This is a genomic window from Bartonella sp. B30(2025) (genome assembly GCF_053793825.1).
In genome coordinates this window covers 949,080-973,356 of sequence record NZ_CP200034.1, presented here as the reverse complement: position 1 = coordinate 973,356, position 24,277 = coordinate 949,080, and the positions used below count along the sequence as shown (strand labels likewise).

Annotated in this window: 22 protein-coding genes; 14 read left to right on the top strand and 8 right to left on the bottom strand. The window is 36.8% G+C overall.

The features are described 5' to 3' along the window. Positions 1-91 precede the first annotated feature (91 nt). The 4 genes from yihA to rpmH all read right to left on the bottom strand — a co-directional run bounded on the left by yihA (position 92) and on the right by rpmH (position 3,215). Positions 92-739 carry a ribosome biogenesis GTP-binding protein YihA/YsxC gene (gene yihA / locus V4P55_RS04175; RefSeq protein ID WP_455473868.1) on the bottom strand — a complete coding sequence of 216 codons (648 nt, stop codon included), beginning with the start codon at positions 737-739 and terminating at the stop codon, positions 92-94. Beyond that, on the bottom strand, positions 736-2,580 hold the full coding sequence (yidC, locus tag V4P55_RS04170) for a membrane protein insertase YidC (RefSeq protein WP_455473867.1): 1,845 nt from the start codon (positions 2,578-2,580) through the stop codon (positions 736-738). The genes yihA and yidC overlap by 4 nt, the downstream gene beginning before the upstream one ends. Further along, the gene (gene rnpA, locus V4P55_RS04165) at positions 2,570-2,968 is read right to left on the bottom strand and encodes a ribonuclease P protein component (RefSeq protein ID WP_455473866.1); all 399 of its coding nucleotides are present in this window, start codon (positions 2,966-2,968) and stop codon (positions 2,570-2,572) included. Before rnpA ends, yidC begins: the two co-directional genes overlap by 11 nt. A gap of 112 nt (positions 2,969-3,080) precedes the next feature. Next, on the bottom strand, positions 3,081-3,215 hold the full coding sequence (rpmH, locus tag V4P55_RS04160) for a 50S ribosomal protein L34 (protein ID WP_455473865.1): 135 nt from the start codon (positions 3,213-3,215) through the stop codon (positions 3,081-3,083). A 607-nt stretch (positions 3,216-3,822) separates the two neighbouring features. On the opposite strand from rpmH, the gene V4P55_RS04155 reads away from it, so the two are divergent. From V4P55_RS04155 to V4P55_RS04130, 6 genes are all read left to right on the top strand, one after another. Continuing rightward, positions 3,823-4,917 (top strand): Mrp/NBP35 family ATP-binding protein, encoded by a 1,095-nt coding sequence (locus tag V4P55_RS04155; protein ID WP_455473864.1) that lies wholly within the window; start codon positions 3,823-3,825, stop codon positions 4,915-4,917. Between the two features lie 62 nt (positions 4,918-4,979). Beyond that, positions 4,980-5,705: an orotidine-5'-phosphate decarboxylase gene (gene pyrF, locus V4P55_RS04150; protein ID WP_455473863.1), complete on the top strand. Its 726-nt coding sequence runs from the start codon at positions 4,980-4,982 to the stop codon at positions 5,703-5,705. Between the two features lie 30 nt (positions 5,706-5,735). Then, entirely contained in the window at positions 5,736-6,623 is an 888-nt protein-coding gene (rsmI, locus tag V4P55_RS04145) for a 16S rRNA (cytidine(1402)-2'-O)-methyltransferase (protein ID WP_455473862.1), read from the top strand. Between the two features lie 5 nt (positions 6,624-6,628). Next, the gene (locus V4P55_RS04140; protein WP_455473861.1) at positions 6,629-7,018 is read left to right on the top strand and encodes a YraN family protein; all 390 of its coding nucleotides are present in this window, start codon (positions 6,629-6,631) and stop codon (positions 7,016-7,018) included. A gap of 71 nt (positions 7,019-7,089) precedes the next feature. Then, positions 7,090-7,335, top strand: a complete 246-nt coding sequence (locus V4P55_RS04135) for a hypothetical protein (RefSeq protein WP_455473860.1) — start codon at positions 7,090-7,092, stop codon at positions 7,333-7,335. Positions 7,336-7,391: 56 nt separating this feature from the next. Next, positions 7,392-8,183, top strand: coding sequence for a pyrroline-5-carboxylate reductase (locus V4P55_RS04130; RefSeq protein WP_455473859.1), 792 nt, complete (start codon positions 7,392-7,394; stop codon positions 8,181-8,183). A 366-nt stretch (positions 8,184-8,549) separates the two neighbouring features. Here the strand turns inward: V4P55_RS04130 and V4P55_RS04125 are convergent, their stop codons facing one another. From V4P55_RS04125 to V4P55_RS04115, 3 genes are read right to left on the bottom strand one after another with little or no spacing between them, the layout of a single operon-like run. Then, complete coding sequence (locus V4P55_RS04125) at positions 8,550-10,211, bottom strand: 4Fe-4S dicluster domain-containing protein (RefSeq protein ID WP_455473858.1); 1,662 nt, start codon at positions 10,209-10,211, stop codon at positions 8,550-8,552. Between the two features lie 3 nt (positions 10,212-10,214). Then, entirely contained in the window at positions 10,215-11,135 is a 921-nt protein-coding gene (locus V4P55_RS04120) for an electron transfer flavoprotein subunit alpha/FixB family protein (protein ID WP_455473857.1), read from the bottom strand. Positions 11,136-11,187: 52 nt separating this feature from the next. Then, positions 11,188-11,934 carry an electron transfer flavoprotein subunit beta/FixA family protein gene (locus V4P55_RS04115; protein WP_455473856.1) on the bottom strand — a complete coding sequence of 249 codons (747 nt, stop codon included), beginning with the start codon at positions 11,932-11,934 and terminating at the stop codon, positions 11,188-11,190. 555 nt (positions 11,935-12,489) lie between these two features. Here V4P55_RS04115 and V4P55_RS04110 point away from each other — a divergent pair. From V4P55_RS04110 to V4P55_RS04100, 3 genes are all read left to right on the top strand, one after another. After that, entirely contained in the window at positions 12,490-13,311 is an 822-nt protein-coding gene (locus V4P55_RS04110) for a hypothetical protein (protein ID WP_455473855.1), read from the top strand. A 135-nt stretch (positions 13,312-13,446) separates the two neighbouring features. Beyond that, positions 13,447-14,367, top strand: coding sequence for a sulfite exporter TauE/SafE family protein (locus V4P55_RS04105; RefSeq protein ID WP_455473854.1), 921 nt, complete (start codon positions 13,447-13,449; stop codon positions 14,365-14,367). A gap of 2 nt (positions 14,368-14,369) precedes the next feature. Continuing rightward, positions 14,370-15,170, top strand: a complete 801-nt coding sequence (locus V4P55_RS04100; protein WP_455473853.1) for a TIGR02186 family protein — start codon at positions 14,370-14,372, stop codon at positions 15,168-15,170. 27 nt (positions 15,171-15,197) lie between these two features. Here V4P55_RS04100 and V4P55_RS04095 read toward each other — a convergent pair whose 3' ends face one another. Next, positions 15,198-15,374 (bottom strand): DUF6460 domain-containing protein, encoded by a 177-nt coding sequence (locus tag V4P55_RS04095; protein ID WP_455475038.1) that lies wholly within the window; start codon positions 15,372-15,374, stop codon positions 15,198-15,200. 486 nt (positions 15,375-15,860) lie between these two features. Between V4P55_RS04095 and xseA the strand changes: the two genes are divergently transcribed. From xseA to V4P55_RS04070, 5 genes are all read left to right on the top strand, one after another. Next, positions 15,861-17,420 (top strand): exodeoxyribonuclease VII large subunit, encoded by a 1,560-nt coding sequence (xseA, locus tag V4P55_RS04090; RefSeq protein WP_455473852.1) that lies wholly within the window; start codon positions 15,861-15,863, stop codon positions 17,418-17,420. Then, positions 17,398-18,024 carry a DNA-3-methyladenine glycosylase I gene (locus tag V4P55_RS04085; protein WP_455473851.1) on the top strand — a complete coding sequence of 209 codons (627 nt, stop codon included), beginning with the start codon at positions 17,398-17,400 and terminating at the stop codon, positions 18,022-18,024. Before xseA ends, V4P55_RS04085 begins: the two co-directional genes overlap by 23 nt. An 800-nt stretch (positions 18,025-18,824) precedes the next feature. After that, positions 18,825-20,450 (top strand): ABC transporter substrate-binding protein, encoded by a 1,626-nt coding sequence (locus V4P55_RS04080; RefSeq protein ID WP_455473850.1) that lies wholly within the window; start codon positions 18,825-18,827, stop codon positions 20,448-20,450. 310 nt (positions 20,451-20,760) lie between these two features. Further along, the gene (locus tag V4P55_RS04075; RefSeq protein ID WP_455473849.1) at positions 20,761-22,383 is read left to right on the top strand and encodes an ABC transporter substrate-binding protein; all 1,623 of its coding nucleotides are present in this window, start codon (positions 20,761-20,763) and stop codon (positions 22,381-22,383) included. 281 nt (positions 22,384-22,664) lie between these two features. Then, positions 22,665-24,236: an ABC transporter substrate-binding protein gene (locus V4P55_RS04070; RefSeq protein ID WP_455473848.1), complete on the top strand. Its 1,572-nt coding sequence runs from the start codon at positions 22,665-22,667 to the stop codon at positions 24,234-24,236. Positions 24,237-24,277 lie beyond the last annotated feature (41 nt).

Here is a 24,277-nt window from a genome sequence, read left to right as displayed (position 1 = left end):
TTACTGGAAGTACAAGATCATGAACCGCTGTAAACAACCATATTTAATAATTAATAACAGAGATATACTTTGATTATAAGAAAATCATACTTTATTGTGTGACTGATTGTAAAATTGCAGCGCGCAATTCATCTAGACCTAATGCTTTTTCTGAAGATGTTACAAGAAGCTCAGGATAAGCTGCTGGATGTTTAAGGAGTGTTGTTTTCGTGACCATTACTAATTTTTCAAGCGCGTTTGATTTAACTTTATCACTTTTTGTCAAGACAATCTGGTAGGAAACTGCTGATTTATCAAGAAGACTGAGAACATCTGCATCATTCTTTTTGATTCCATGACGTGCATCAATTAAGACATAAACACGTTTCAGTGTAGTACGTCCTCGTAAATAGCTAAAAATCAGATTTGTCCACGCATCAACCATATTTTTGGGGGCTTCAGCAAAACCATAGCCTGGCATATCGACCATCGCTACAGGAGGAAGATCTTCAGATTGACCGCTAAAACCATCAGGTACAAAGTAATTAAGCTCTTGAGTCCGTCCTGGTGTATTCGAAGTGCGTGCGAGATTTTTTTGCTGAACAAGCGCATTTATTAATGATGATTTTCCAACATTGGAACGTCCTGCAAACGCAATCTCTGGAGGTCCTTCAGGAGGCAGCAGATGTATTGCAGGTACGCCACGAATAAAAATCCAATTGCGAGAAAAAATTCTAGAAAGAGAAGAACATGTTGTCATTCATGCATTTCTTTTTTTGGTGATTTTGTCCACATGGATTTCAAATTATTTAAAAGTTCAATTTTAACACCTTGGCGTTTCATCATGATACCTTGCTGAATCATTGATAATATATTGTTCCATGCCCAATAAATAACGAGACCAACAGGGAAGGAAGCTAGCATAAAGGTAAAGATGACAGGCATCCATGTAAAGATTATTGCTTGTGTTTGGTCTTGAGGAGCTGGATTCATACGCATCTGTAAGAACATTGTTATCCCCATGATGAAAGGCCATGCTCCAAGCATAAGAAATGAGGGAACCGTATAAGGCAAGAGTCCGAACAGGTTAAAAAGAGAAGTTGGATCGGGCGCTGCTAAATCTTGGATCCATCCAAAGAAAGGAGCATGCCGCATTTCAATAGTAATATACAAAACTTTATAAAGAGCAAAGAATATGGGGAATTGGATCAACATAGGCCAACAGCCTGCGAGAGGGTTGATATTTTTGCTTTTATACAATTTTATCATTTCTTGTTGTTGTTTGGCAGTGTCATTTGCATATTTTTCTTTGATTTCTTGTAGCATTGGCTGCAAGAGCTTCATACGCGCCATAGATTTGTAAGATTTATTGGCAAGAGGGAAGAGTAGTGTTTTTAGAAGCACTGTAACCAAAAGAATGGCAACACCAAAATTACCTGTTTTCTTATACAGTATATCAATGATGGCAAACATTGGCTTTGTGATGAAATCAAACCAACCCCAGTCAATTAAAAGAGCAAATTTTTTAATGTTTAATGCATTTTGGTAATGATTAATAATTTCAACTTGTTTGGCACCAGCAAAAAGATGATTCGTAATGGTTTTTGTTTCGTGTGGTCCGATAGTTAAAGGTGTGCCGAGCAAGTCAGATTGATAATGGGTGTTTAAACGATCAAAGTAAATAAAGCGACTAGTGTATTCTTTATCTTGTGGAGGAATAACTGTTACGGCCCAATATTTGTCTGTAATACCAACCCAACCTCCTGTCACTTTAGAAAAAGTCATACTTTTTTGACCATTCTCAGGGTTAGGGCTAAGCTCTGCCATATTTTTGTACTTTTCCGTTTTAAGCGTATCACCCGCAATTGCTATCATACCTTCATGTAGCAAATAGGTTGCGCTTGCATCTTCTGGCGGAGCTGCCCGTGCAACACGGGCATAGGAAGAAAGATAGATCGATTCGTTACTCTCATTGCTAATAGAATCTTTAATGGTAAACATGTAATGATCATCAACAGAAAGAGTGCGGCGGAAAATCTGTCCCTGTCCGTTATTGTAGATTAAAGTGACAGGTGTTGAAGGTGTTAGTGTCGTGTTATTGCCTTCTATTTGCCACTTAGTATCAGACTGGGGTAATGCTTTTTTTGAAAAAGAAGCACCTGTAAAACCAAACTCAGCAAGATAAGTTGTATTAAACCCTTTAGGGTTAAGCAGAGCGATTTTTGGTGATTGCTTATCCACTGTTAAGCGATATTTTGTGAGAAAAAGATCATCAAATTGTGCACCAACAAGATTAATGGAGCCTTCAAGCTCTCCTGTTTTTATCGCAATACGGTTTGTTTTAGCCAATTCAACGCTCCGAGTTTCAGGAGTCATTGGAGAATCAATTATAGGTACCGACCCATGCTCATATGTTGATGCAACGTTAGGGGAATTTTCTTCGATAGTGGAAAGTGTAGATTGCTGTTGTAACGACTTTTGAACATTCATTTGCTGTTGTTGCAGTTCGTTTTGTTTAGGAGCAATGTAAAGGAAATGCCATGCGATAAGCACTAAAAAAGACAATCCAATGGCGGTAAAGAAATTGCGGTTATATTCCATTCTCACTATCCTGTTGCCGTTGCTGATGTTTTGTTTTCGGCTTTGTCTGTATCCGTTTACTTAACTCGCTAATTAAAGACGTAAATGGTACGTGTAGTACATCTCGGTGGGCGACAATAACATAGTCTGTTCCTGCTTCCATGCTATCTGTTAAACCAACTCTAACCGCTTCACGCAAGCGTCTCTTGATACGATTACGCTTGACAGCATTACCATTTTTACGCGTGACAGTAAAACCTACACGCGCAACAAGAGGAGACTTCATTTTCACTGTCTGTTCACGAGGTTTAACTTCAAGCAAAAACAAAGGACCGCGTCGTTTTTCTCCTGTGCGTACAGCTAAAAAATCTGCTCTTTTACGGATACGGCAGGGATGTTTTTTTTTCATAAAAAACGTTTTTTAACTTTAATCAGTGCCTGAAAAGCAGGCATTAGAATTTCACAAAAAAAAATCACAAAAGAAAATAGTGAATATATTTAGCCTCTTGTGAAAAAAATGGCTAAGCAGATAATCGCTTACGTCCACGAGCACGTCTTGCTGCAATCACTTTACGACCACCGGCTGTTGCCATGCGAGCACGAAACCCATGACGGCGTTTACGAACAATTTTAGAGGGGTTGTAAGTACGTTTCATTTATTTTGATACCGCGGTGTGCGGCCCTTCTTATTTCTACAGGAAATTAGGCGTCAGATAAACAACCTTACTTCTATCAGACGATTGCCAATCCATAAGGAAAAACACCAAAAAAGTCAATCTCAGATTGTTTTTCTATTGCATCAAAAAGTACAAAAAAGTCAATAATGGGTATTCATTTTATATGTGATATTTTCAAGTTTCAAAAAATAATTATTAGCTAATTGGTTAAATTTAAGTTTATTTTTTTCACATCACAGACAAATAATCAGCAAAAAATGATAATAATTTATTGTTATGCAATTATAAAATGCATTATTTTGAACATATATTTTTATTTGCACTGTGAAAAATCCATTCTTTTTTGTAAGGTGTTTATCACAATATTCATGAAGTGAATGTATAACAAAACGCCATCTACGCTGGATTGGATTTTATAACAGATTTTATTATCAAAGTTCTCTATTTGAGATTGGTTTCGTATTTTGAAAAAAATGAGATATCTCTTTAGTCGCACTCCAAAATGGAAAACTTTTCGATAATTAAGTTTAATTTTTTAGCTTCATTGCTGTGTTATTTGGCATTTATTTAATAAAGAGGAAAGAGTGTGAATTTCGTCACAAGCGAGGCTATTCGCAAAGAGTTACAGAAAATTAAAGGACTAGATTTTGAACGTGATATTGTATCGTTGGGACTTCTTTCAGAAATATTAATTGTTAATGGTAAGGTTTTCTTTTCCATTACTGTTCCTGATGGACGTATACGGGAATTTGAATTGTTGCGTCGTGCGGCTGAAGAAAGAGTCAACGCTATGGATGGAGTTGAATCTGTTGTTGTTACACTTACGGCAGAAAAAAAAGCCAAGCCATCTTTGTCATCGCGTAAAGATGCGATTTTGTCTACGCGTAGACGCAAAGCAAATTCACTTCCTGCTAAAACAGCGATAGAAGGTGTACAACATGTCATTGCAATTTCTTCTGGAAAGGGTGGGGTTGGTAAATCTACCATGGCAATCAATATTGCCTTAGCTTTACAAGATTCAGGTTTTAAAACAGGTGTGATGGATGCAGATATTTATGGTCCATCTTTGCCGCGTTTAACAGGGCTTGTTAACGAAAAACCACAGCTAATTGGTGAGAAAAAACTTCAACCACTTGAAAAATTTGGTCTTAAATTAATGTCAATGGGATTTTTGGTTGAGGAAGAAAAGCCCATAGTTTGGCGTGGACCAATGGTGATGGCGGCTGTAACACAATTGCTAAGAGACGTTTCATGGGAACCGCTTGATGTCTTGGTGGTTGATATGCCACCAGGTACAGGAGACGCACAATTGACACTGGCACAACAAGTGCCATTAACGGGCGCGTTAGTTATTTCTACTCCACAAGATCTTGCTTTGATTGATGCTCGTAAAGCGATAGAAATGTTTATGAAGGTCGATGTTCCCATTTTAGGGCTTATTGAAAATATGAGTTATTTTATTGCTCCTGATACACAAAAACGCTACGATATTTTTGGTTATGGCGGTGCCCGTGCAGAAGCTGAGCACCGAAAAGTTCCTTTCTTGGCAGAAGTTCCGCTTGATGCCGCATTGCGATCTTCTTCAGATGATGGGGTGCCAATTTTTGTTGCTAACCCCAATGGAGAGCATGCAAAACTTTATCGTACAATCATTGATCAGATAAAACACAATTTTTTTTAAAATTGTGTTTTTCTAAAAGATTTTCTTAAGATACAATCACAAAAAACATAAAGGAATCTCGTATGGAAACGGCAGAAAGCGATCGTCTTATTGTTGGATTAGATGTTCCGAACGTGAAACAAGCGGAAAAATTGGTCATGCAATTGGGCGATCATGTCTGTTTTTATAAGATAGGCTATCAATTGGCTTTTGCTGGCGGCATGGGGTTGATTAAGGATCTTGTTCGAGCGCGAAAAAAGGTCTTCTTTGATATGAAGTTGCTGGATATAGATCATACCGTTGAAAAGGCTGTGGAAAATATTGCTAAATTAGGTGTTTCGATGCTAACGGTTCATGCTTATCCAAAAACAATGCAGGCTGCTGTTTCTGCTGCTCAAGGAAGTGATTTGTGTGTGCTTGGGGTGACGGTTTTGACGTCGATGGATGAAGATGATTTAAGAAATGCAGGTTATAAAGATAACGCAGAAAATTTAATCTTGAAAAGGGCTGAACAGGCTCGAAATATAGGAATGGGTGGAATTGTAGCTTCGGCTCTTGAAGCAGAAGCTGTGCGGAGAGTGATCGGTGCTGATATGTCTCTGGTTACACCAGGAATTCGTCCTGCTGGAAGCAATCATGATGATCAAAAGCGGGTTATGACGCCAAAACAAGCATTAGCAGCTGGGGCAAGCCATCTTGTTGTGGCAAGACCGATTATTCGTTCTGATGATCCTTTAGCAGAAGTGAAGAAAATTTTGGCAGAAATGGCCGATGATGATCATGATAAAGGTCTTGGAAAGATTGAGTAGTGAAGGAATATTTGGTTATGAAAGAAAGGTATGAGTGAAAAAGTATATTTTATAGGTGCTCATGCTTATTCTGCTCCCATTATAGAACCAGCACTTTATTTGGTAGCAACACCTATTGGAAATCTTGCGGATATAACAATTCGTGCTTTGCAAGTGCTTGCAGGAGTTGATATTTTGGCATGTGAAGACACGCGGGTAACACGTGTTTTGTTAGAACGTTATGGTATCCAGAAAAAAACATTTCTTTATCATGAACACAATGCGCAAAAAGCAGGGTCAAAATTACTAGCAGCTTTGGCAGAAAATAAAGCTGTTGCGCTTGTTTCAGATGCTGGAACACCACTTATTTCTGATCCTGGTTTTAAATTAGTAGAGCAAGCACGTGAAGCGGGTTATAAAATTGTTCCCATTCCTGGTGCCTCAGCTCTTTTAACAGCCTTAGTGGCGACGGGACTTCCCACGGATAGCTTTTTCTTTGCAGGTTTTTTAAGTGCGCGTAAGACACAGCGTCAAAAACGATTGGAACAATTAAAAACTATTCCTGCAACTATGGTTTTTTATGAATCGCCTCATCGTCTTGTTGAAACTCTACAGGATATGGTCTCTATTTTTTCAGCGGATCGTCCTGCTGCAATATGTCGTGAATTAACCAAAAAATTCGAAACAGTGGATGTTTCCAATTTAGGAAATTTACTTGAAAATTATAGAAATCAGTCACGGATTCGCGGAGAAATTGTTGTGCTTGTTGGAGCGGTATTTTCTCCTTTGAAAGTAATGAGCGACCAAGAAATTGATGAAATGTTATTAGAACTAGCGAATGCGCATCCTGCGGCAAAAGCAGCGGCAATCGCTGCAAAAAAAACAGGACTGAAAAAGCAGGAACTTTTTCAGCGGTTGACTCTTTTAAAAGGTGCATAAGTATTGTGCAAAAAGAGCGCAGACATAGACAAAAAGAGCGTAGGAAAAAGTCTTTTTATAGAGGTGTTCGTGCAGAAAAATGGGCAGCTTGGTGGTTACGTTTCAAGGGATTTCATATCGCTGAAACTCGTTTTAAAACAAAATGTGGTGAAATTGATTTAATTGCACGGCGTGGAAATCTTGTTTTAATTGTTGAAGTAAAAGCTCGTCCAACATTGGCTGAAGCTATGATTGCGGTTTCTCGAATGAGCGAGAAACGCATTGAGGCTGCAGCTGATATCTGGTTAACGCGGCAAAAAGATCGTTCTCTTTTATCTATACGTTTTGATTTGATTGCTATATCGCCTTGGCGTTTGCCTCGTCATATTCCAGCGTTTTTTATGTCCGATAAATGAGGTGCTCTCTATTGTCTTAACTATTAGGCAAAAACAAATAACAGCTTGGATATTATTATAAGGAATGAAATATGGACGATTATGAAAAATTTGCAACTAGTTTATTGATTGTTTTGGGAGCGCTGATTATTGGTGGTTTAATGGCAGTTCATATTGTACTTATGAATAAGCCAGGATTCTTATTTGCATTAACTGCTGCTATTGTTGGTTGGTTTTCTGCTTTTGCAGTTCTTTTTGATAAGCCAAAACTCTATTTGGGGTTGGTTATTCTTGCTGTATTATGCGTCGCTTCTTCAATTAGCATCTATGTTAGTTAAAATAAATAAAGCGTTGGGTAAGATTCTATTTAAAAGTATAAAAGCGAGGAATAGAAATGAAAATTGGCTTTTTAGGAACAGGTACAATTAGTACCGCAATGGTGGATGGCTTAATGGCGAGCACTTTTGAGGACTTTTCAATTATCATTTCGCCACGCAACGCACAAACAGCAGAACGTCTTTCGCGTAAATATGATAAAGTTACAATTGCTGAAAGTAATCAAGCGCTATTGGATGAGAGTGATTGTGTTTTTTTATGCCTGCCTAACCAAACTGCAGAAGAGATTTTGCGTTCTCTGCGGTTTCATCCAGAACAGCTTGTTGTTTCCGTTCTTGCTATGGCAAAAGCAGCAGAAATTGAGGAGTGGATAAATCATAAGGTTTATCGTGCTGTTCCACTCCCTTTTGTTGCAGAATGTAAAAATTTAACACCAATTTATCCCGATCATCCATTTTTATGCACTGTATTTAATGCTTTGGGTGGTACAGTGGTATTAGAGGCAGAAGATCAGTTTAATCTTTTTATGACGGCTGGTTCATTAATGGGAGTCTATTTTAATTTTATAGGAACAGCACATAAGTGGTTTGTTGAGAAAGGGTTAAAAGAACAGCAGTCAGCAGAGTTTCTTACCATGATGTTTGGTAATCTTACAGATGAAATGCGTAAAATTATAGCAACTGATCGTATTGCATCTCTTGATTTTGCATTGCTTGAAAAAGAGTTTTCAACAAAAGGGGGAACAAATGAACTTTTGTCGAATTGTTTTTCTCATCAAGGAGGAAGCACTGCTTTGATCACAGCTCTTGAGACCACTTTGAAAAAAATGAATGATTCGCGTAAAAGTTAAAGCTATTTGCTCAGTATTTTTGGTCTCAAAGTTGTAAGATATTGATTAATTTGTTCACATTCATATAGAGGCAAAAGCCATAAAATTTTTTGCCGGGCATGTCCAAGAACAAAGAGATTGATAGTTATGATTCTCTGTGGCGCACTAAAATGTTTAGTATTTGATTATTGTTTTGTCGTTGGGAGATAAAATATAACAGATTTTCTTTATCGAAAACTGCATATAGTGAGTCAAAGATTTTATTGTAGGTGAGATATCAAAGTGCATTTTACTTTATACAAAAATTATGCAGATTGATGGTTCAAAAAAATTGAGCTGAAGTGATTGAATTTTTTTGATCTAAAACTTTAGAAAAATGCAAAATTACTACATATTTGGATAAAGAGGGCCTTCACCGCCTTGCGGGCAGGTCCAAGTGATATTTTGATTAGGGTCTTTGATGTCACATGTTTTGCAATGGATGCAGTTTGAAGCATTGATAACATAAGTCTCGTAATCATTATATTCGAGCCATTCATAAACTGCGGCAGGACAATAGCGTGCAGAAGGTCCTCCATATACAGCGTATTCAGAGTTTTTTTGTTTTTCAAGTGAGGCGATTTTTAAATGAGAAGGTTGATTCTCTTCATGGTGCGTATTTGAAAGTGCAACACTGGAAAGACAATCAAAGGTTACAACACCATCAGGTTTTGGATAAGCAATGGGATGGAATTTTTTTGCTGGTTCAAGATATGCATAATCTGCTTTCTCGTGGGAAAGTGTTCTAAATAAAGAGAATCCAAACAGTTGTTGCCACCACATATCAAAACCGGCGAGTTTCATTCCGTATTTTGTGCCGTACTTTGTCCAGAGTGGCTTGACATTGCGTGCTTTGTAAAGATCTTTCCCAATAGGACTTTTGCGCCAGTGCATTTCTATTTCTTTTACTTCGTCATGGGCTCGTCCTTGAGAAAGAGCTAAAGCGATTTTATCTGCTGCTAGTATGCCAGATAAGATTGCATTATGTGATCCTTTTATGCGAGGAACATTGACAAAGCCTGCTGCACAGCCAATAAGTGCTCCACCGGGGAAGGTGAGTTTTGGTACAGATTGCCAACCGCCTTCATTGATGACGCGTGCTCCATAAGCGAGACGTTTTGCATCCTTGAAGATCTCATATAATTTGGGGTGTGTTTTAAAACGCTGAAACTCTTCAAAAGGAGAGAGGTAAGGATTTTTATAATCTAAGTGTACAACAAGACCAACAGAAATTAAATTATTTTCTTGGTGATAGAGAAAACCTCCTCCTCCCGTGTTATCATCTAGGGGCCAACCTGTAAAATGCTGAACTAAACCTTGCTTATGTTTTGCAGGATCAATTTCCCAAAGCTCTTTGATGCCAAGTCCAAATTTTTGTGGGTCACGACCTTTACTGAGGTCAAACTTCTGTATTATTTGCTTTGCGATTGAGCCACGTGCTCCTTCGGCAATGAGAACATATTTGGCCATTAAGGCCATCCCTGGCATATAATTTTCTCCGGGTGTTCCATCTTTGTTTAATCCCATATCACCTGTGAGAACACCAATGATTGCTCCGTTATCATTTTGGATGGTATGCGATACAGCAAAGCCAGGATAAATTTCAACGCCGAGTTCTTCGGCTTTTTTGCTGAGCCAGCGACAAACATCACCAAGTGATACGATATAGCAACCATCATTTGATAAAATTTTAGGGCGGAAAATGTTGGGAAATATTGTGGCGTGTTTTGGTTTTAGAAAAAAAAACTGGTCACTGGTGACAGGGGTTTTAAAGGGATGATTGAGCTCATTTTTCCATTCTGGCAAGAGGGTATCTATGCCGATAGGATCAACAACTGCACCAGAGAGAATGTGAGCGCCGACTTCAGCGCCTTTTTCAATGATTGTAACAGACAGTTCAGGATTAATCTGTTTTAATCGTATTGCCGCGGAAAGCCCAGCAGGACCAGCCCCTACAATGACAATATCAAACTCCATACTTTCCCGTTGATGTTGTTGAGATCCAGTCATAGCTTATAAAGCTTTCTCCAATTCAGGAATGATTTGGTGAAGATCACCTACAAGGGCATAATCAGCGATCTGCATAATAGGAGCTTCTTCATCCTTATTAATAGCGACAATGATCTGGGCGTCCATGATACCAGCTAAGTGTTGGATAGCACCAGAAATACCAACGGCTATATAAAGTTTAGGAGCAACGATTTTACCAGTTTGTCCAATTTGCCAATCGTTAGGAGCATAGCCTGCATCAACCGCGGCTCGGCTAGCACCTAAGGCTGCTTCTAGTTTATTTGCAAGGGGGGAAAGAAGTGCCATAAATTGCTCTTGCGAACCAAGACCACGTCCGCCAGATACAATAACACGTGCTGAAGTAATGTCAGGGCGATCACTTTTATTGGTATCTTCTTTGATAAAAGACGACAGATTTGGATTGGGAGCTGGCGTTATTATTTTAATAGGAGCGTTATTGTCCTGAGATGGGGTTTGATTAAAGCAGGCAGTGCGAACTGTTATCACTTTTTGACGATCATTGGTTTGTACAGTTTCGATGGCATTTCCTGCATAAATTGGTCGCTTGAAAGTATCAGGTGCAACAATAGCGATAATATCTGAGATTTGCATAACATCGAGGAGAGCAGCCACGCGTGGCATAACATTTTTGCCAATGCTGGTAGAAGCCGCCATGATGACTTCATAATCATTGGCTAATTGAATGATCGTATCTGCCACAGGTTCAGCAAGTTGATGAGCTAAATAATCTGCTTCAGCGACAAGAACTTGCCGTACACCAGAAAGTTTAGCACTTTTCTCAGCAAGTGTTTTCGTGTTTTCTCCGCAAATTAAAATATCAATATCACCATTAATCGCTTGAGCAGCGGTAAGTGCTTTTGCGGTTTCTTCTATATTATGTTCGGCTAATAAAAGAATTGCCATAGATTAATACCTTTGTATGCGTCGTTATTTTAGACTTATTTGTTATCAAATGTTAAATGCACTTTGCGCGCTTTAGTGCACTGACAAGTTCTGTTACATTGGCTACTTTGACACCAGATTGACGAGATTGTGGTTCTTCAACGCTAAGGACAGTTAAGCGCGCTTGCGTATTCACATGAAGATCAGCAAGAGCCTTTTTTTCAATGGGTTTCTTTTTTGCTTTCATAATATTAGGAAGAGAAATATAACGTGGTTCATTTAATCGAAGATCAGCTGTCATCACTATGGGCAGAGGAAGATAGAGGGTTTGTGTACCGTTATCCACTTCTCGAGTAACCGTAGCATGTCCATTGTTTAACTCTAGATGTGAGGCAAAGGTCGCTTGTCCCCACCCAAGAAGGGCGGCTAACATTTGTCCAGTTTGGTTGCTGTCATCATCGATAGCTTGCTTGCCTAAAAAGACCATATCTGGTTTCTCTTCATGAATCACTGCTTTGAGAATCTTTGCAATTGTTAAAGGTTCAAGTGTTTCTTCCGTAGCGACAAGGATAGCTCTGTCAGCACCCATTGCAAGTCCTGTCCGTAAAGTTTCTTGTGCTGCTTCTGGTCCAATGGAAATAAGAATAATTTCTGAAATTTTTCCAGCTTCTTTTTGAAGCACGGCTTCTTCTACGGCAATTTCGTCAAAAGGGTTCATAGACATTTTTACATGAGACAGATCAACTCCTGTGTGATCAGGTTTGACGCGGACCTTGATATTATAGTCAACAACACGTTTAACAGCGACAATTACCTTCATAATGATCCTCTTTGTTTGTATGACCACGAGTTTATAATAATCTTTAAAAGAAACCAAATCGTTTAAAGCTAAATTTTATTACAATTTTTTTCGTTATATAAGCTTTGTATACTTGCTTGTATTTTTTCATTATCGTTCTCGATTTACATTTTTCTTTTTTGCCCTTTTAATAAAACCTTGTTCATTTGCATAAAAAATTAATGATCATATTAAAAAAATTCAGTGTGTTTAGCATAGTTTCCGAGATAGTTTACAAAGGACGTCTGCAATAAGGATGGGAGCTGAGAATATTCTATATAAAATGGGAATATCATTTTTGGGTTCCACATACCCATTTGGTAACGGATATGTAGCACGTCCGTTCAGTGCAGTGCTATGATAAATAATAAAGTGATTTCTTCACCTAAATATGAGAAATAAGTAAATCAACAGTTATTTTTTTTAAATATTTTTCGTAATCTTTAAAGCTCTGTTTACGAAAATAAAGCATATTCCTCATTTATTTATTTGTGTGTTTCTCTTTCCTTAGAGAATATAAATGAGGGGATAGCGTCTGTGAATAAGAAAAATCATATTATAAAACATGCAGCGCACGATAAGTCTTCTTTTTCTACTGTTGGAAAAAAGGGGATTGTGGGTGAATCTACTGAAATAACAATGTCGGATATTGCTAAAAAATTACATTATGTTTCAGCACAATTGCAAATGAAACACCCGCTTCATTCTCAAGCTTCGCAGCGTTTGGCAAAAGATGATTTAAAATCTTATTTAGATGATATTAGTCGAGCAATTTTGGCTGAACATTACATACGTCGTCAGAAAGAGAAAACGCTTTTTGAGCATTTAGAGCAGATTAAAACGCTTATTAGAGATTTGCATAACGAAAAAGTAAATTTACAAAAAACGACCATAACAAATCCTGTGACTCGCGCAAAATCGTCCGATTCTATTGTGCATCATCTTGCTCATATGCCATGTGAAAAAAGCCAAGAAAGCGCGTCACTTCAAAAAAGACAAAATATTTTAAGGAAAAACACTGTACCAGCTCAAACGAATGTCCCAAATTCGTCGCAACAAAGTAAAAAAAAATCTTTGCCAACAGAAGTTTCGCAGCTTGTTGTAAAAGAGTCTAAAAATTTTGCAGCGCATTCTGTCGTAAAAGGAGTCCACTCTGATGTGCAAACATCTACTTATTGCATTAAAAATGATCAATATACGCTTCCATCACAAACAAAATTGTTGAAGTCTTTGTTTTTTTCACGCTATTCTGTTAAAAAATGGTGTACTCGTTTTTTAATTATTGCATTTATAGCTACGATAACGTTATGCTTCTATGGTTTTAGAGAAGCTCATTTTTTTAATTTTATGATGTTGTGAGTAGATGAATAGCACGTGGGAATGCGCAGTATATTATTTTTTGCGTACCGGTTTTTCAAAAACACAACAGAGATATAAAAAAAGAGTTTTGACATTATCCAAAACAAGCCTCAGAGTGCGTTGAAGGTTGTATCAGTGAGTATCTATTTACCAATTGCTGAAATGTCGCTCAATATGCTAATCTTGATTAGTATGGGGGTGGTTGCTGGTTTTTTTTCTGGTCTCTTTGGGATTGGTGGTGGTTTTTTAATCACGCCTTTTTTGATCTTTTATAATATTCCTCCTGCTATTGCTGTTGGAACAGGGGCAAATCAGATGATTGCATCCTCTGTAACTGGAGCGATTACACATTTTAGACGACGTACTCTTGATATTAAACTTGGCATTTTTTTGACGATTGGAGGGGGTATTGGTTCATTTGTAGGGATTCAGATATTTTCCCTTTTAAAAGAAATGGGACAGTTAGACCTTATCATTTCGCTTCTTTATGTGTTTCTTCTTGGAAGTGTAGGAAGTTTGATGATTATTGAAAGCTGGTTCGATATGAGAAGACGGCGCAAATCACAAAAAGTTTCTGTTCGTCTTGCTGGCAGACATAATTGGATTCATAAATTGCCGTTAAAGATGCGTTTTCGAACATCGATGATATATGTGAGCATCATTCCAGTTTTAAGCATTGGTTTCATTGTCGGGTTGTTATCTTCTATTATGGGAATTGGAGGAGGATTCTTTACTGTTCCAGCTCTGGTTTATCTTTTGCGTGTTCCCACTAGTGTTGTGATTGGAACTTCACTTTTTCAGATTACATTTGTTTCCTCCTTTACGACAGTGTTACAAAGCGTAAGCAATCAGTCTGTTGATATTGTTTTGGCTTTTTTGTTGATGCTTGGGGGAAGTGTCGGTGTACAGTATGGAATCCGCGCCGGACAAAAGTTAAAAGCTGAACAATTGCGTATGGCGTTTGCATTTTTAGTGTTGGTTGTGTGTATGCGTTTAGCTTTTCAATTATTTATACGCCCTGATAACCTTTTTTCTTTGGCTATTCTTACGGGATAAAAATGGGTAGACTCTTTCCTTTTTGCATATTTGCCAATTTGTTTTGTCTCATTTTTTTCCCCACGTGGGTGTATGCTGACAAAGAAGCTCCATCAGTTAATTATGAGACCCTCCAAATTATCGTAACAACCAGTACGATTATGGTTGATACACATTTTGATGGTCGTGATCTTTATATTGCCGGTGTTCTAGAAAATACTGATCCACTTTATTCTCGACAAAAACTCTATGATATTGTTGTTAGTTTGGAAGGGCAATCCCGATCAATGGTTATGCGAAAAAAGGAGCGCAATGCAGGGGTTTGGGTTAATGCAGATTCTCTTGTTTTTGAAAATGTTCCTCTTTTTTATTCAATGGTCACAACGCGTGAGGTTGAAGATATCACTAGCATTGAAAATTATAAACGTTTAAAGTTGGGATTATCTTATTTCCCATTGCAAACGAATGAGCAGAATCAAGAAAGAGTACAAAATTTTCGTGATGAACTTATAAAATTGCAAAAAGCTAAAAAACTTTATAGTGAAGAAGTGGGTGGTGTGCGTTTTGGCTCTGGTTCACTTTTTACAGCGCATTTTCAACTACCAGCAAATATTCCTGTTGGACATTATCAGGTTCGTGCTTATCTTTTTCGTGATGGACAATTTATTGATAGTGCGGAAACGAATCTTGAAATAGTTAAAGCGCATATTGCTTATACAATTTTTTATGGAGCTCATAGATATAGCTTTTTATATGGTATTATTGCGGTTTTTGTAGCTATAGTTACGGGCTTTGTGTGTCGTTTTATTTTTCGAAAAGATTAATGATAAGAAAGGTTATACAGAGGTTCTTTATTTTTTGCATTTTTTACAAAAAATACGTAAAAGAAAGAAAATAGGCAAAACAATAACCGCTCCCATTAAAGTAGTGTGGAATAAGTTTGTAAAAAAAGCGGCAAATCCTATTTCACATAAAAAATTTATTGTTTTTTGTAAGAGACTACGAGGGGTCCAGGAAAAAAAGTTCATCACGATACCAACGAGAAGTGAAATGATGAGCAATCTTACAAAAACATGCCTTAATGCACCTCTAAAAAATGAATGCAAAGAATTGAATGTTTTTTTCTTTTTGTTCATTTTATTATACTCTCAACTCTATTTTATTGTACTTCAGTTATAAAAGATATCATTGTTATTTCTATAAAAAGGACAATAGAGTCCTTTTTAATTCTTTCTCAAGTTTAGTGCCTTGTGTTATTCGTTTGTTTTTTTTGTGGCATTTCTTAATGTTTTCTTTTTTAATTTTCAAAGGGGTACGATAAATTTTAACGTTTTTTATAAGAGGTAAAATTTTTTGAGTGTATTGATAGTTTTTTCTCGTCTCAAGAGAGTCTGTTTTGTATAGAATATGATTTCAAAACATCCTATTTTATAAAGATATTTTTCATTTTTGTGAAGATATGTTTGTGCCAATATTAGGATTGAAGATTTTATTATCCCTAGAATTGAAAAAAAATGACAAATTTATTTTCTGAAAAACCAGTGTTCACAAATGTAGTGGAATTTAGTGTTTCTGAAATAGCAGGAGCTTTAAAACGCGTTGTTGAAGAAAAGTTTGGTTATGTGCGGGTGCGTGGAGAAATATCAGGTTATCGCGGTGCTCATGCTTCAGGTCATGCTTATTTTGCCTTAAAAGATGATAAGGCGCGGTTAGAAGCTGTCATTTGGCGCGGCGTTATGGAAAAGCTTAAATTTCCTCCGGAAGAAGGGATGGAAGTGGTTGCTGTTGGCAAGCTTACAACTTATCCTGGATCGTCAAAATATCAAATTATTATTGAAGCACTTGAGCCAACAGGAGTTGGCGCTTTAATGACACTTCTAGAAAATCGTAAAAAGCAGTTTGCGGATGAAGGTTTATTTGATGAAACCAAGAAGAAGCCTTTGCCTTATATGCCCAGAATTATAGGTGTTGTAACATCACCAACGGGAGCTGTTATTCGCGATATTATTCATCGTATATCAGATCGCTTTCCGTTACATATTTTAGTTTGGCCTGTACGGGTTCAAGGAGAAACAAGTGGGAAAGAAGTGGCTGCTGCTGTTGAAGGTTTTAATGCGTTGCCTGCAGGAAGTTTTATTCCAAAACCTGATCTTATTATTGTTGCTCGAGGAGGAGGAAGTTTAGAAGACTTATGGGGGTTTAATGACGAAGCTGTTGTTCGTGCTGTTTACGCATCGTCCCTTCCGGTTATCTCTGCTGTTGGGCATGAAACGGATTGGACTTTGATTGATTATGTAGCTGATTGGCGTGCACCAACTCCCACGGGAGCAGCAGAGAAGGCTGTTCCTGTTAAACTTGATCTCGAAGTGGAAGTGGCTTCGCTTGGTGCACGTTTACGCAAAGGAATAGTCCGTTATTTTGATTTTCATAAACAAAAATTGCGTGCAGTTGCGCGGGGTTTGCCAACAGCTGATCAGCTTTTTGCTGTTCCTCGGCGCGTTTTTGATGAAGTTTCAAGCCGGTTACAGCGTGCTTTTCATGTAAACTTTGATAAAAAACATTCTTATTTTTATATGCTTTGTGTACGTTTATCGCCACGTTTATTGAATGTTGAAAAAACACAACATAGTTTTAATGAAATTTCAAGTCGGCTACAGCGCGCCTTTCATGTAAATTTTGATAAAAAATTCTCTTATTTTTATGTGCTTGGTATACGTCTTTCGCCACGGCTATTGAATACTGAAAGAGTTAAGCAAAAAAACAAAGAATACACTGTGCGTCTCCGCCGTGCTTTTTTGCGCATTGTTGAAAAACAACGAGCTCAAGCAGAGTTAGCATTTAGACTTTTAAAAAATACATCATATCAAAGTATTTTAGAGCGTGGTTTTGTTTTGGCTTTGGAGAAAAATAATAAGCCTATTAAACGGTTAGTACAATTTCCAAAAACAGGATCAATAAATTTGCGTTTTTTTGACGGTGAGATCAGTGTTTCCCCACAGAATCATGATTCTAGTCGATCTCCAAAATCTAAACACATAAAACCAAAACAAGATGACCAAGGAACGCTCTTTTAGTAAACAAAATGTCATTCTTAATGAAGGGCTTCTTATGGGAGCGGATGGAAAAGTTCGCTGTTCGTGGGCAGGAACTGATCCACTTTATTGTGCTTATCATGATCATGAATGGGGAAAACCTGTTTTTGATGATTATCATTTATTTGAAAAAATTTGTCTCGAAGGTTTTCAGGCGGGGCTTTCTTGGATAACAATTTTAAAAAAAATTTCCTCTTTTCGAAATGCATTTGATCACTTTGATTTTGAAAAAATTGCGTATTACGATGACGTAAAGGTGCAAATATTGATGCAGAACAAAGGTATTGTTCGTCATAAAGGAAAAATTCAATCGGTGATTAATAATGCTATAAAAGCGCGAGAAATAGTGACAGAATGGGGTAGTTTGTCTGATTACTTCTGGTCTTTTCAGCCACCGCAGTCTGAGCGTTATGAAAAGGTAACTTTTCATATATTGCGGGATAATCCTATTACTCCCACCTCTATTCGTCTCGCAATAGATTTAAAAAAACGTGGTTGGACGTTTGTTGGTCCTACGACTTGTTATGCTTTTATGCAGGCAACAGGGATCGTTAATGATCACCTTGAAGGATGTTTTTGTCGTTAATCTTTTAATGCAATGGAATAAAAGATATTTTTATTATTAAGTGTTTGTTAATGCAGTATAAAAAAATGATGATAATGAAAAATTGATGTCAATCACTTAGAATACTTGTGTGACGCATTATTATCTGATAGCTTTCTCTTTAAACGCTGTTTTTATGTATATGTTTCAGCTTTTTAGATAAAAGGCTGAAGGGATTATTGGCTACAGTGCATAGTTGAAGCTTTAGCATTTGTCATTGAAGCCAGTGATATTGGTATATGGCTGTATGAGTACATAAAACGGTGGTAGAAGCCGAAATTAAAATTTGAAAAGATCGATTCGGCTTTTTATGGGGAGTAGAAGATGAACTTTAACTTTATCAGTAAAAGCGTGTGTTTAATTGTACACTTTTTTCTGCGTGATTTTTTTTCATGTTTCACTCACTACTCAATTCAAATCTGACAATACAAGAGGGATAGGTGTTTGCATTTTAAGAAGCTACTATTATTCTTTTACAATTCAATGAAATGAATGATCAATCCGTAGGTTTTCATGTAAAAATTTTATCTATGCTTTACATTTTTTATGATTGGTTTAAAGATAGTCTCTGCTTGTTGCGGCTAATAGGGGGATATTATAGAGTATAGATAAAAATTAATAAAATCATCCATATCGTTCGTTTTTTATGGTTTTATATAAGATACAAACTAGTGGATTGAAAATGAAACAGATATGTGCAGACTATTCATTATATTGGTTCAGTTTTGATTATGTTATTTAAAAATAATAAATTAATTAAGATATTATAAAGGGAAGAATTTATGAGTTTGAAGAAAAAGATATTGAGAGGGAGTATTTCTTTTGTTGCGGCTTGTATGGTTATGAATGCGTCTTTGCAACAAGTATCTGCAAAAACTCCTGCTAATACACTTGTGATGGCTTGGAATATTGATTCCATTGTTACGTTTGATCCAGCACAAATCAACGAAGTTATTCCAGCTGAAATTATTTCCAATCTTTGTGACAGTTTGGTTAGTTCTTCTCGAGATAATGCAGCTCAAGTGGTTCCATCTTTGGCAAAAAATTGGGATGTTGTAAGAGACGATCACAGCTTAACGATTACTTTTCATTTGCGTGATGGTTTAAAGTTTGATGATGGTCGTCCTGCAAATGCATATGATCTTCTTTGGAGTATGAAGCGAGTTATCAAATTAGGTATGAGTAATGCGGCGACATTTACTGATTACGGGATTACCACCGAGACAATGGATTCTGCTCTTCAAGCGCCAGATGAAAAAACTGTGGTAATGAAATTTGATAAGCCTTACCCAGAGGAACTTATTCTTGGTAATATTGGCGCTCGATATGCTACGACCTTGCTTGATCGTGAAACGATTATGCAAAATGAAAAAGATGGCGATATGGGAAATCGGTATTTGGCTAGCCATGTTGCTTGTGTTGGTCCTTATCAGTTGGCGAGTTGGCGTTCTGGAGAAGCGGCTTTATTGCGTGCAAATCCAAATTATTGGGGAGAAGCGCCCAAGATTAAGCAAATTTTAATTCGTCATGTTGCTGAGTCAGGGACACAACGCCTCTTATTACAAAAACACGATATTGATATTGCACGTAATTTGACATCTGAAGATTTAGAAGATGTTCAAAAAACAACAGATGTTAAAGTGGAAAGAATATTAAGGCCATCTATAATGTATTGGGGCTTTAATGTGACGAATCCTATTTTTGCTAACGAGAAGGTTCGTTTAGCAATGCGCTACCTTATTGATTATGAAGGTCTTGCAAAAACAACCCTTAAAGGAATTGCTGTTCCGCGTGCAAGTTTTCTCCCTCTCGGTACTTTAGGAGCTTTGAATGAAAAAGAAGGGCAACCTTTTAAAGTAGATTTTCAAAAAGCTAAGCAACTTTTGACTGAAGCGGGTTATCCAAATGGATTTGAGGCAAATGTTATAGTCGCAGAATCTTCTAGTAATTTGCCTATTATACAATCTATTCAAGATAATGCTGCAAAGGTCGGTGTGAATTTGAAAATTGAACGCTTAGGAGGCGCACAATTATTTTCAAAAGTTTATGCGCGCTCTTTTGATACTGCTTTTGTTGGTTGGAGTAATGATTCTGCTGATCCTCATACAATGGCTTTACGTCTTATTTACAACCCTGATAATCGATTTGAAGCTAGAAATACAGCTTATCCAAGTTGGCAGATGGGGTATCTTGATGTAAATATGAATCAAGAGGTCTATGATGCCTTATTTGCAAAGACCCCTCAAGAAAGAGCAAAAATATATGGTGATTTGCAGCGTGAACTTATGAAAAAAGGACCTTATGCGTTCATTTTCCAAAATTATAGTGTTGTTGCTATGTCTCCTGTTGTCAAAAAATGGGTTTGGAACAATGCTCCGCATATTTTTTATAGCGCAATTGAGAAATGATGCACTTTTAATGCATAATACAGAAAAAATGTAGTATGACATAAGTAATGCTTCTGTTCCCTGCATAGCAGCAATTCTAGAACCATCTAAAATAAGAAATTGCAGGGAACCCATATGTTGCTTACTATTGGTGCAATTTATAATAAGGGAAGTAGTCTATATTTATCACCATTAAATAGTTTTGGGAGATTTCTGTTTGGGTGGTTAAAGTGGTATAGACTTCAAAATTCTATTTTAATGAGAACTAGAATAGAAAAGTTATAAATATTTTGCGTATCATATGCTCAAAATAAAAAATGGGGGAAATGCAATGCAAAAGCTAAAAGCTTTTAAAAGGCTTTGCCTTTTATTAGGTGGGATGGTTTTTGTTAATGAGTCTACATCCCCAGCATTGAGTACATCATTGCCAGATACATTGGTCATGGCATGGAATATTGATTCAATCAGTAGTTTTGATCCAGCACAATCACTTGAGAGTGTAATGAGTGAATTATTGCTGAATATGTGTAGTGCGCTGGTACAATATGATAAATCTGATGCTACAAAAGTTCGTCCTGCGATGGCTCGGTCTTGGGATGTTTTCGATAATGGTAAAAGAATAGTTTTCCACCTTCGTGATGACTTAAAATTTAATGATGGAAGAGCAGCAACAGCACAAGATCTTGCCTGGTCTATGCAGCGTATTGTTAAATTAGGGTTTAGTTATGCTCGGTTTTTGGTAGATTACGGATTTACTAAAGATAATATCGAAACAAGTATTCAAGCTTTGGATAATAAAACGCTCCAATTAAAATTAGATGAGCCTTACCCTGTCGAGCTTATATTGACTATGATTGGTCAGTCCTATGCTTCTGCTTTACTTGATCGAAAAACGATTGAAGAAAATAGTGTTAATGGTGATATGGGAAATAAATATTTGGCAACCCATTCAGCATGTGTTGGTCCTTATAAATTGGTGCGCTGGACACCAGGAGATAGGGTTATATTAGAAGCAACCCAACATTATTGGGGAGAAAAGCCAAAAGTTCAGAAAATTATGATACAGCATGTAGCTGAATCTGCAAGTCAGCGATTTCTTTTGGAAAAAGGTGATGTCGATATCGCGCGTGATCTTTCTTCAGAGGATATTTTGGATATTGAAAAACAAGAGGGACCTATCAAAATTAGTCGTGTTTTACGACCACAGTCTGTTTATTTATCTTTAAATAATAAACATGCGATTTTAGCTAATGAAAAAGTAAGATTGGCACTTCGTTATTTGATTGATTATGAAAATCTTGGAAAAACTGTTTTAAAAGGTATAGCTATTCCACGTGCAAGTTATATGCCATTGGGCATTCCAGGAGCTTTAAATGAAAAAGAAGGATTGCCATTTAAATTAGATTTGGAAAAAGCTAAGCAGTTAATAAGTGAAGCTGGCTATCCTAACGGCTTTAAAGTTAATTTTTTAGTTGGTAGTCTTCCTTATATGTCCCCTGTTGCACAATCTATCCAGGAAAATGCACGTAAAGTTGGTATTGAACTTATAATTAAAAGAATGGCACAAAATCAATTGTTGAGTCATGTCCGTGCTAGAAATTATGATATTGCTATTATGAGATGGGCGAGCTATGAGCTTGATGGACATCCTGTTTCATTAAATAGTATTTTTAATCCTGGTTCAGCATCTAAAAAAAAATACAGTATATATGGTGCTTCGCGTTCTGGTTATTATGATGAAAAGGCTAATAAAATGGTGATGGATGCCTTATTTGAGCCAGATCCCAAAAAGCGTATCGAGCGATATCATGCTTTACAGCATTATATGTTTGAGCATGGACCTATGGTTTATTTATTTCAGACATATTATACCGTTGGTATAGCGCCTACAGTTAAGAACTGGGTTTGGAATAGCTATAGAATTTATTACAACGATCTAGAAAAATATGCATAATCGCATGGATGAAGTGAGCTCTATGTCTATAAACAGAAAAAAATCATATTTTGAAAAGTATTTTTGTACTATAGGGTCTATATATCAATTTGTGGATTAATACTTGAAAATATGCTTTTGAAGGGTCAGTAACTATGATCGTGCTTTTAAGGAATGAAATAAAAGGATTAGGGTTTTCTCGCGTACTAAAATTTTCAAAGGATAAAATACAATGCAAATTTAAAAGAGAGAAAAAAATCAAAAAGAACAAGTCATTTAAAAAATTTTGTCTTTTATTAGGGATGGTAGGTTTTTTTAATGAATCTATATCCTCAGCATTGAGTACATCATTGCCAGATACATTGGTGATGGCATGGAATATTGATTCAATTAGTAGTTTTGATCCAGCACAGTCATTTGAAATTGTAACAAGCGAATTATTGCTGAATATGTGTAGTGCGCTGGTACAATATGATAAATCTGATACTACAAAAGTTCGTCCTGCGATGGCTCGGTCTTGGGATGTTTTCGATAATGGTAAAAGAATAGTTTTCCACCTTCGTGATGATTTAAAATTTAATGATGGAAGAGCAGCAACAGCACAAGATCTTGCTTGGTCTATGCAGCGTATTGTTAAATTAGGGTTTAATTATGCGCAGTCTTTAATAAGTTATGGATTTACCAAAGATAATATCGAAACAAGTATTCAAGCTTTGGATGATAAAACTCTCCAATTAAAATTAGATAAGCCTTACCCTGTCGAGCTTATATTGACTGTGATTGGTCAGTCCTATGCTTCTGCCTTACTTGATCGTAAAAGGATTGAAGAAAATAGTATTAATGGTGATATGGGGAATAAATATTTGGCAACCCATTCAGAATGTGTTGGTCCTTATAAACTGGTGCGCTGGACACCAGGAGACAGGGTTATATTAGAAGCAACCCAACATTATTGGGGAGAAAAGCCCAAAGTTCAGAAAATTATGATACAGCATGTGGCTGAATCCGCAAGTCAGCGATTTCTTTTGGAAAAAGGTGATGTCGATATCGCGCGTGATCTTTCTTCAGAAGATATCTTGGATATTGAAAAACAAGAGGGACCTATCAAAATTAGTCGTGTTTTACGACCACAGTCTGTTTATTTATCTTTAAACAATAAACATGCGATTTTAGCTAATGAAAAAGTAAGATTGGCACTTCGTTATTTGATTGATTATGAAAATCTTGGAAAAACTGTTTTAAAAGGTATAGCTATTCCACGTGCAAGTTATATGCCATTGGGTATTCCAGGAGCTTTAAATGAAAAAGAAGGATTGCCATTTAAATTAGATTTGGAAAAAGCAAAGCAGTTAATAAGTGAAGCTGGCTATCCTAACGGCTTTAAAGCTAATCTTTTAGTGAGCAATTTGCTTTATGCATCACCTGTTGCACAATCTATCCAGGAAAATGCACGTAAAGTTGGTATTGAACTTACAATTGAAAAAATGGCACATACTCAATTATTGAATTATGTGCGCAATGGAAATTATGATCTTGCTATTATGAGGTGGGGGAGTTCTGATCCTGATGGGCATCCTGTTTCATTAAATAGTATTTTTAATCCTGATCCAACATTTACAAAAAAGTACAGTATGTATTTGGCATGGCGTGCTGGCTATTATGATGAAAATGCAAATAAAATGGTGATGGATGCTTTATTTGAGCCAGACCAAAAAAAGCGTATCGCGCAATACAGCACTTTACAGCATTATGTTCTTAAGCACGGTCCTATGGTTTATTTATTTCAGCCATATTATACCGTTGGTATGGCGCCTACAGTTAAGAACTGGGTTTGGAATAGCTTTAGAATTTATTATGATGGAGTAGAAAAGTAAGCTCAATGACATGGATAAAAATTGTGTGTGGTATTTAATTA

Excerpts from the sequence above, each read along its gene's own strand:
- yihA (WP_455473868.1), bottom strand. The coding sequence starts at position 739 with ATGACAACATGTTCTTCTCTTTCTAGAATTTTTTCTCGCAATTGGATT.
- yidC (WP_455473867.1), bottom strand. The coding sequence starts at position 2,580 with ATGGAATATAACCGCAATTTCTTTACCGCCATTGGATTGTCTTTTTTA.
- rnpA (WP_455473866.1), bottom strand. The coding sequence starts at position 2,968 with ATGAAAAAAAAACATCCCTGCCGTATCCGTAAAAGAGCAGATTTTTTA.
- rpmH (WP_455473865.1), bottom strand. The coding sequence starts at position 3,215 with ATGAAACGTACTTACAACCCCTCTAAAATTGTTCGTAAACGCCGTCAT.
- pyrF (WP_455473863.1), top strand. The coding sequence starts at position 4,980 with ATGGAAACGGCAGAAAGCGATCGTCTTATTGTTGGATTAGATGTTCCG.
- rsmI (WP_455473862.1), top strand. The coding sequence starts at position 5,736 with ATGAGTGAAAAAGTATATTTTATAGGTGCTCATGCTTATTCTGCTCCC.
- V4P55_RS04135 (WP_455473860.1), top strand. The coding sequence starts at position 7,090 with ATGGACGATTATGAAAAATTTGCAACTAGTTTATTGATTGTTTTGGGA.
- V4P55_RS04130 (WP_455473859.1), top strand. The coding sequence starts at position 7,392 with ATGAAAATTGGCTTTTTAGGAACAGGTACAATTAGTACCGCAATGGTG.
- V4P55_RS04125 (WP_455473858.1), bottom strand. The coding sequence starts at position 10,211 with ATGACTGGATCTCAACAACATCAACGGGAAAGTATGGAGTTTGATATT.
- V4P55_RS04120 (WP_455473857.1), bottom strand. The coding sequence starts at position 11,135 with ATGGCAATTCTTTTATTAGCCGAACATAATATAGAAGAAACCGCAAAA.
- V4P55_RS04115 (WP_455473856.1), bottom strand. The coding sequence starts at position 11,934 with ATGAAGGTAATTGTCGCTGTTAAACGTGTTGTTGACTATAATATCAAG.
- V4P55_RS04100 (WP_455473853.1), top strand. The coding sequence starts at position 14,370 with ATGGGTAGACTCTTTCCTTTTTGCATATTTGCCAATTTGTTTTGTCTC.
- V4P55_RS04095 (WP_455475038.1), bottom strand. The coding sequence starts at position 15,374 with ATGAACTTTTTTTCCTGGACCCCTCGTAGTCTCTTACAAAAAACAATA.
- xseA (WP_455473852.1), top strand. The coding sequence starts at position 15,861 with ATGACAAATTTATTTTCTGAAAAACCAGTGTTCACAAATGTAGTGGAA.
- V4P55_RS04085 (WP_455473851.1), top strand. The coding sequence starts at position 17,398 with ATGACCAAGGAACGCTCTTTTAGTAAACAAAATGTCATTCTTAATGAA.
- V4P55_RS04080 (WP_455473850.1), top strand. The coding sequence starts at position 18,825 with ATGAGTTTGAAGAAAAAGATATTGAGAGGGAGTATTTCTTTTGTTGCG.
- V4P55_RS04075 (WP_455473849.1), top strand. The coding sequence starts at position 20,761 with ATGCAAAAGCTAAAAGCTTTTAAAAGGCTTTGCCTTTTATTAGGTGGG.
- V4P55_RS04070 (WP_455473848.1), top strand. The coding sequence starts at position 22,665 with ATGGTAGGTTTTTTTAATGAATCTATATCCTCAGCATTGAGTACATCA.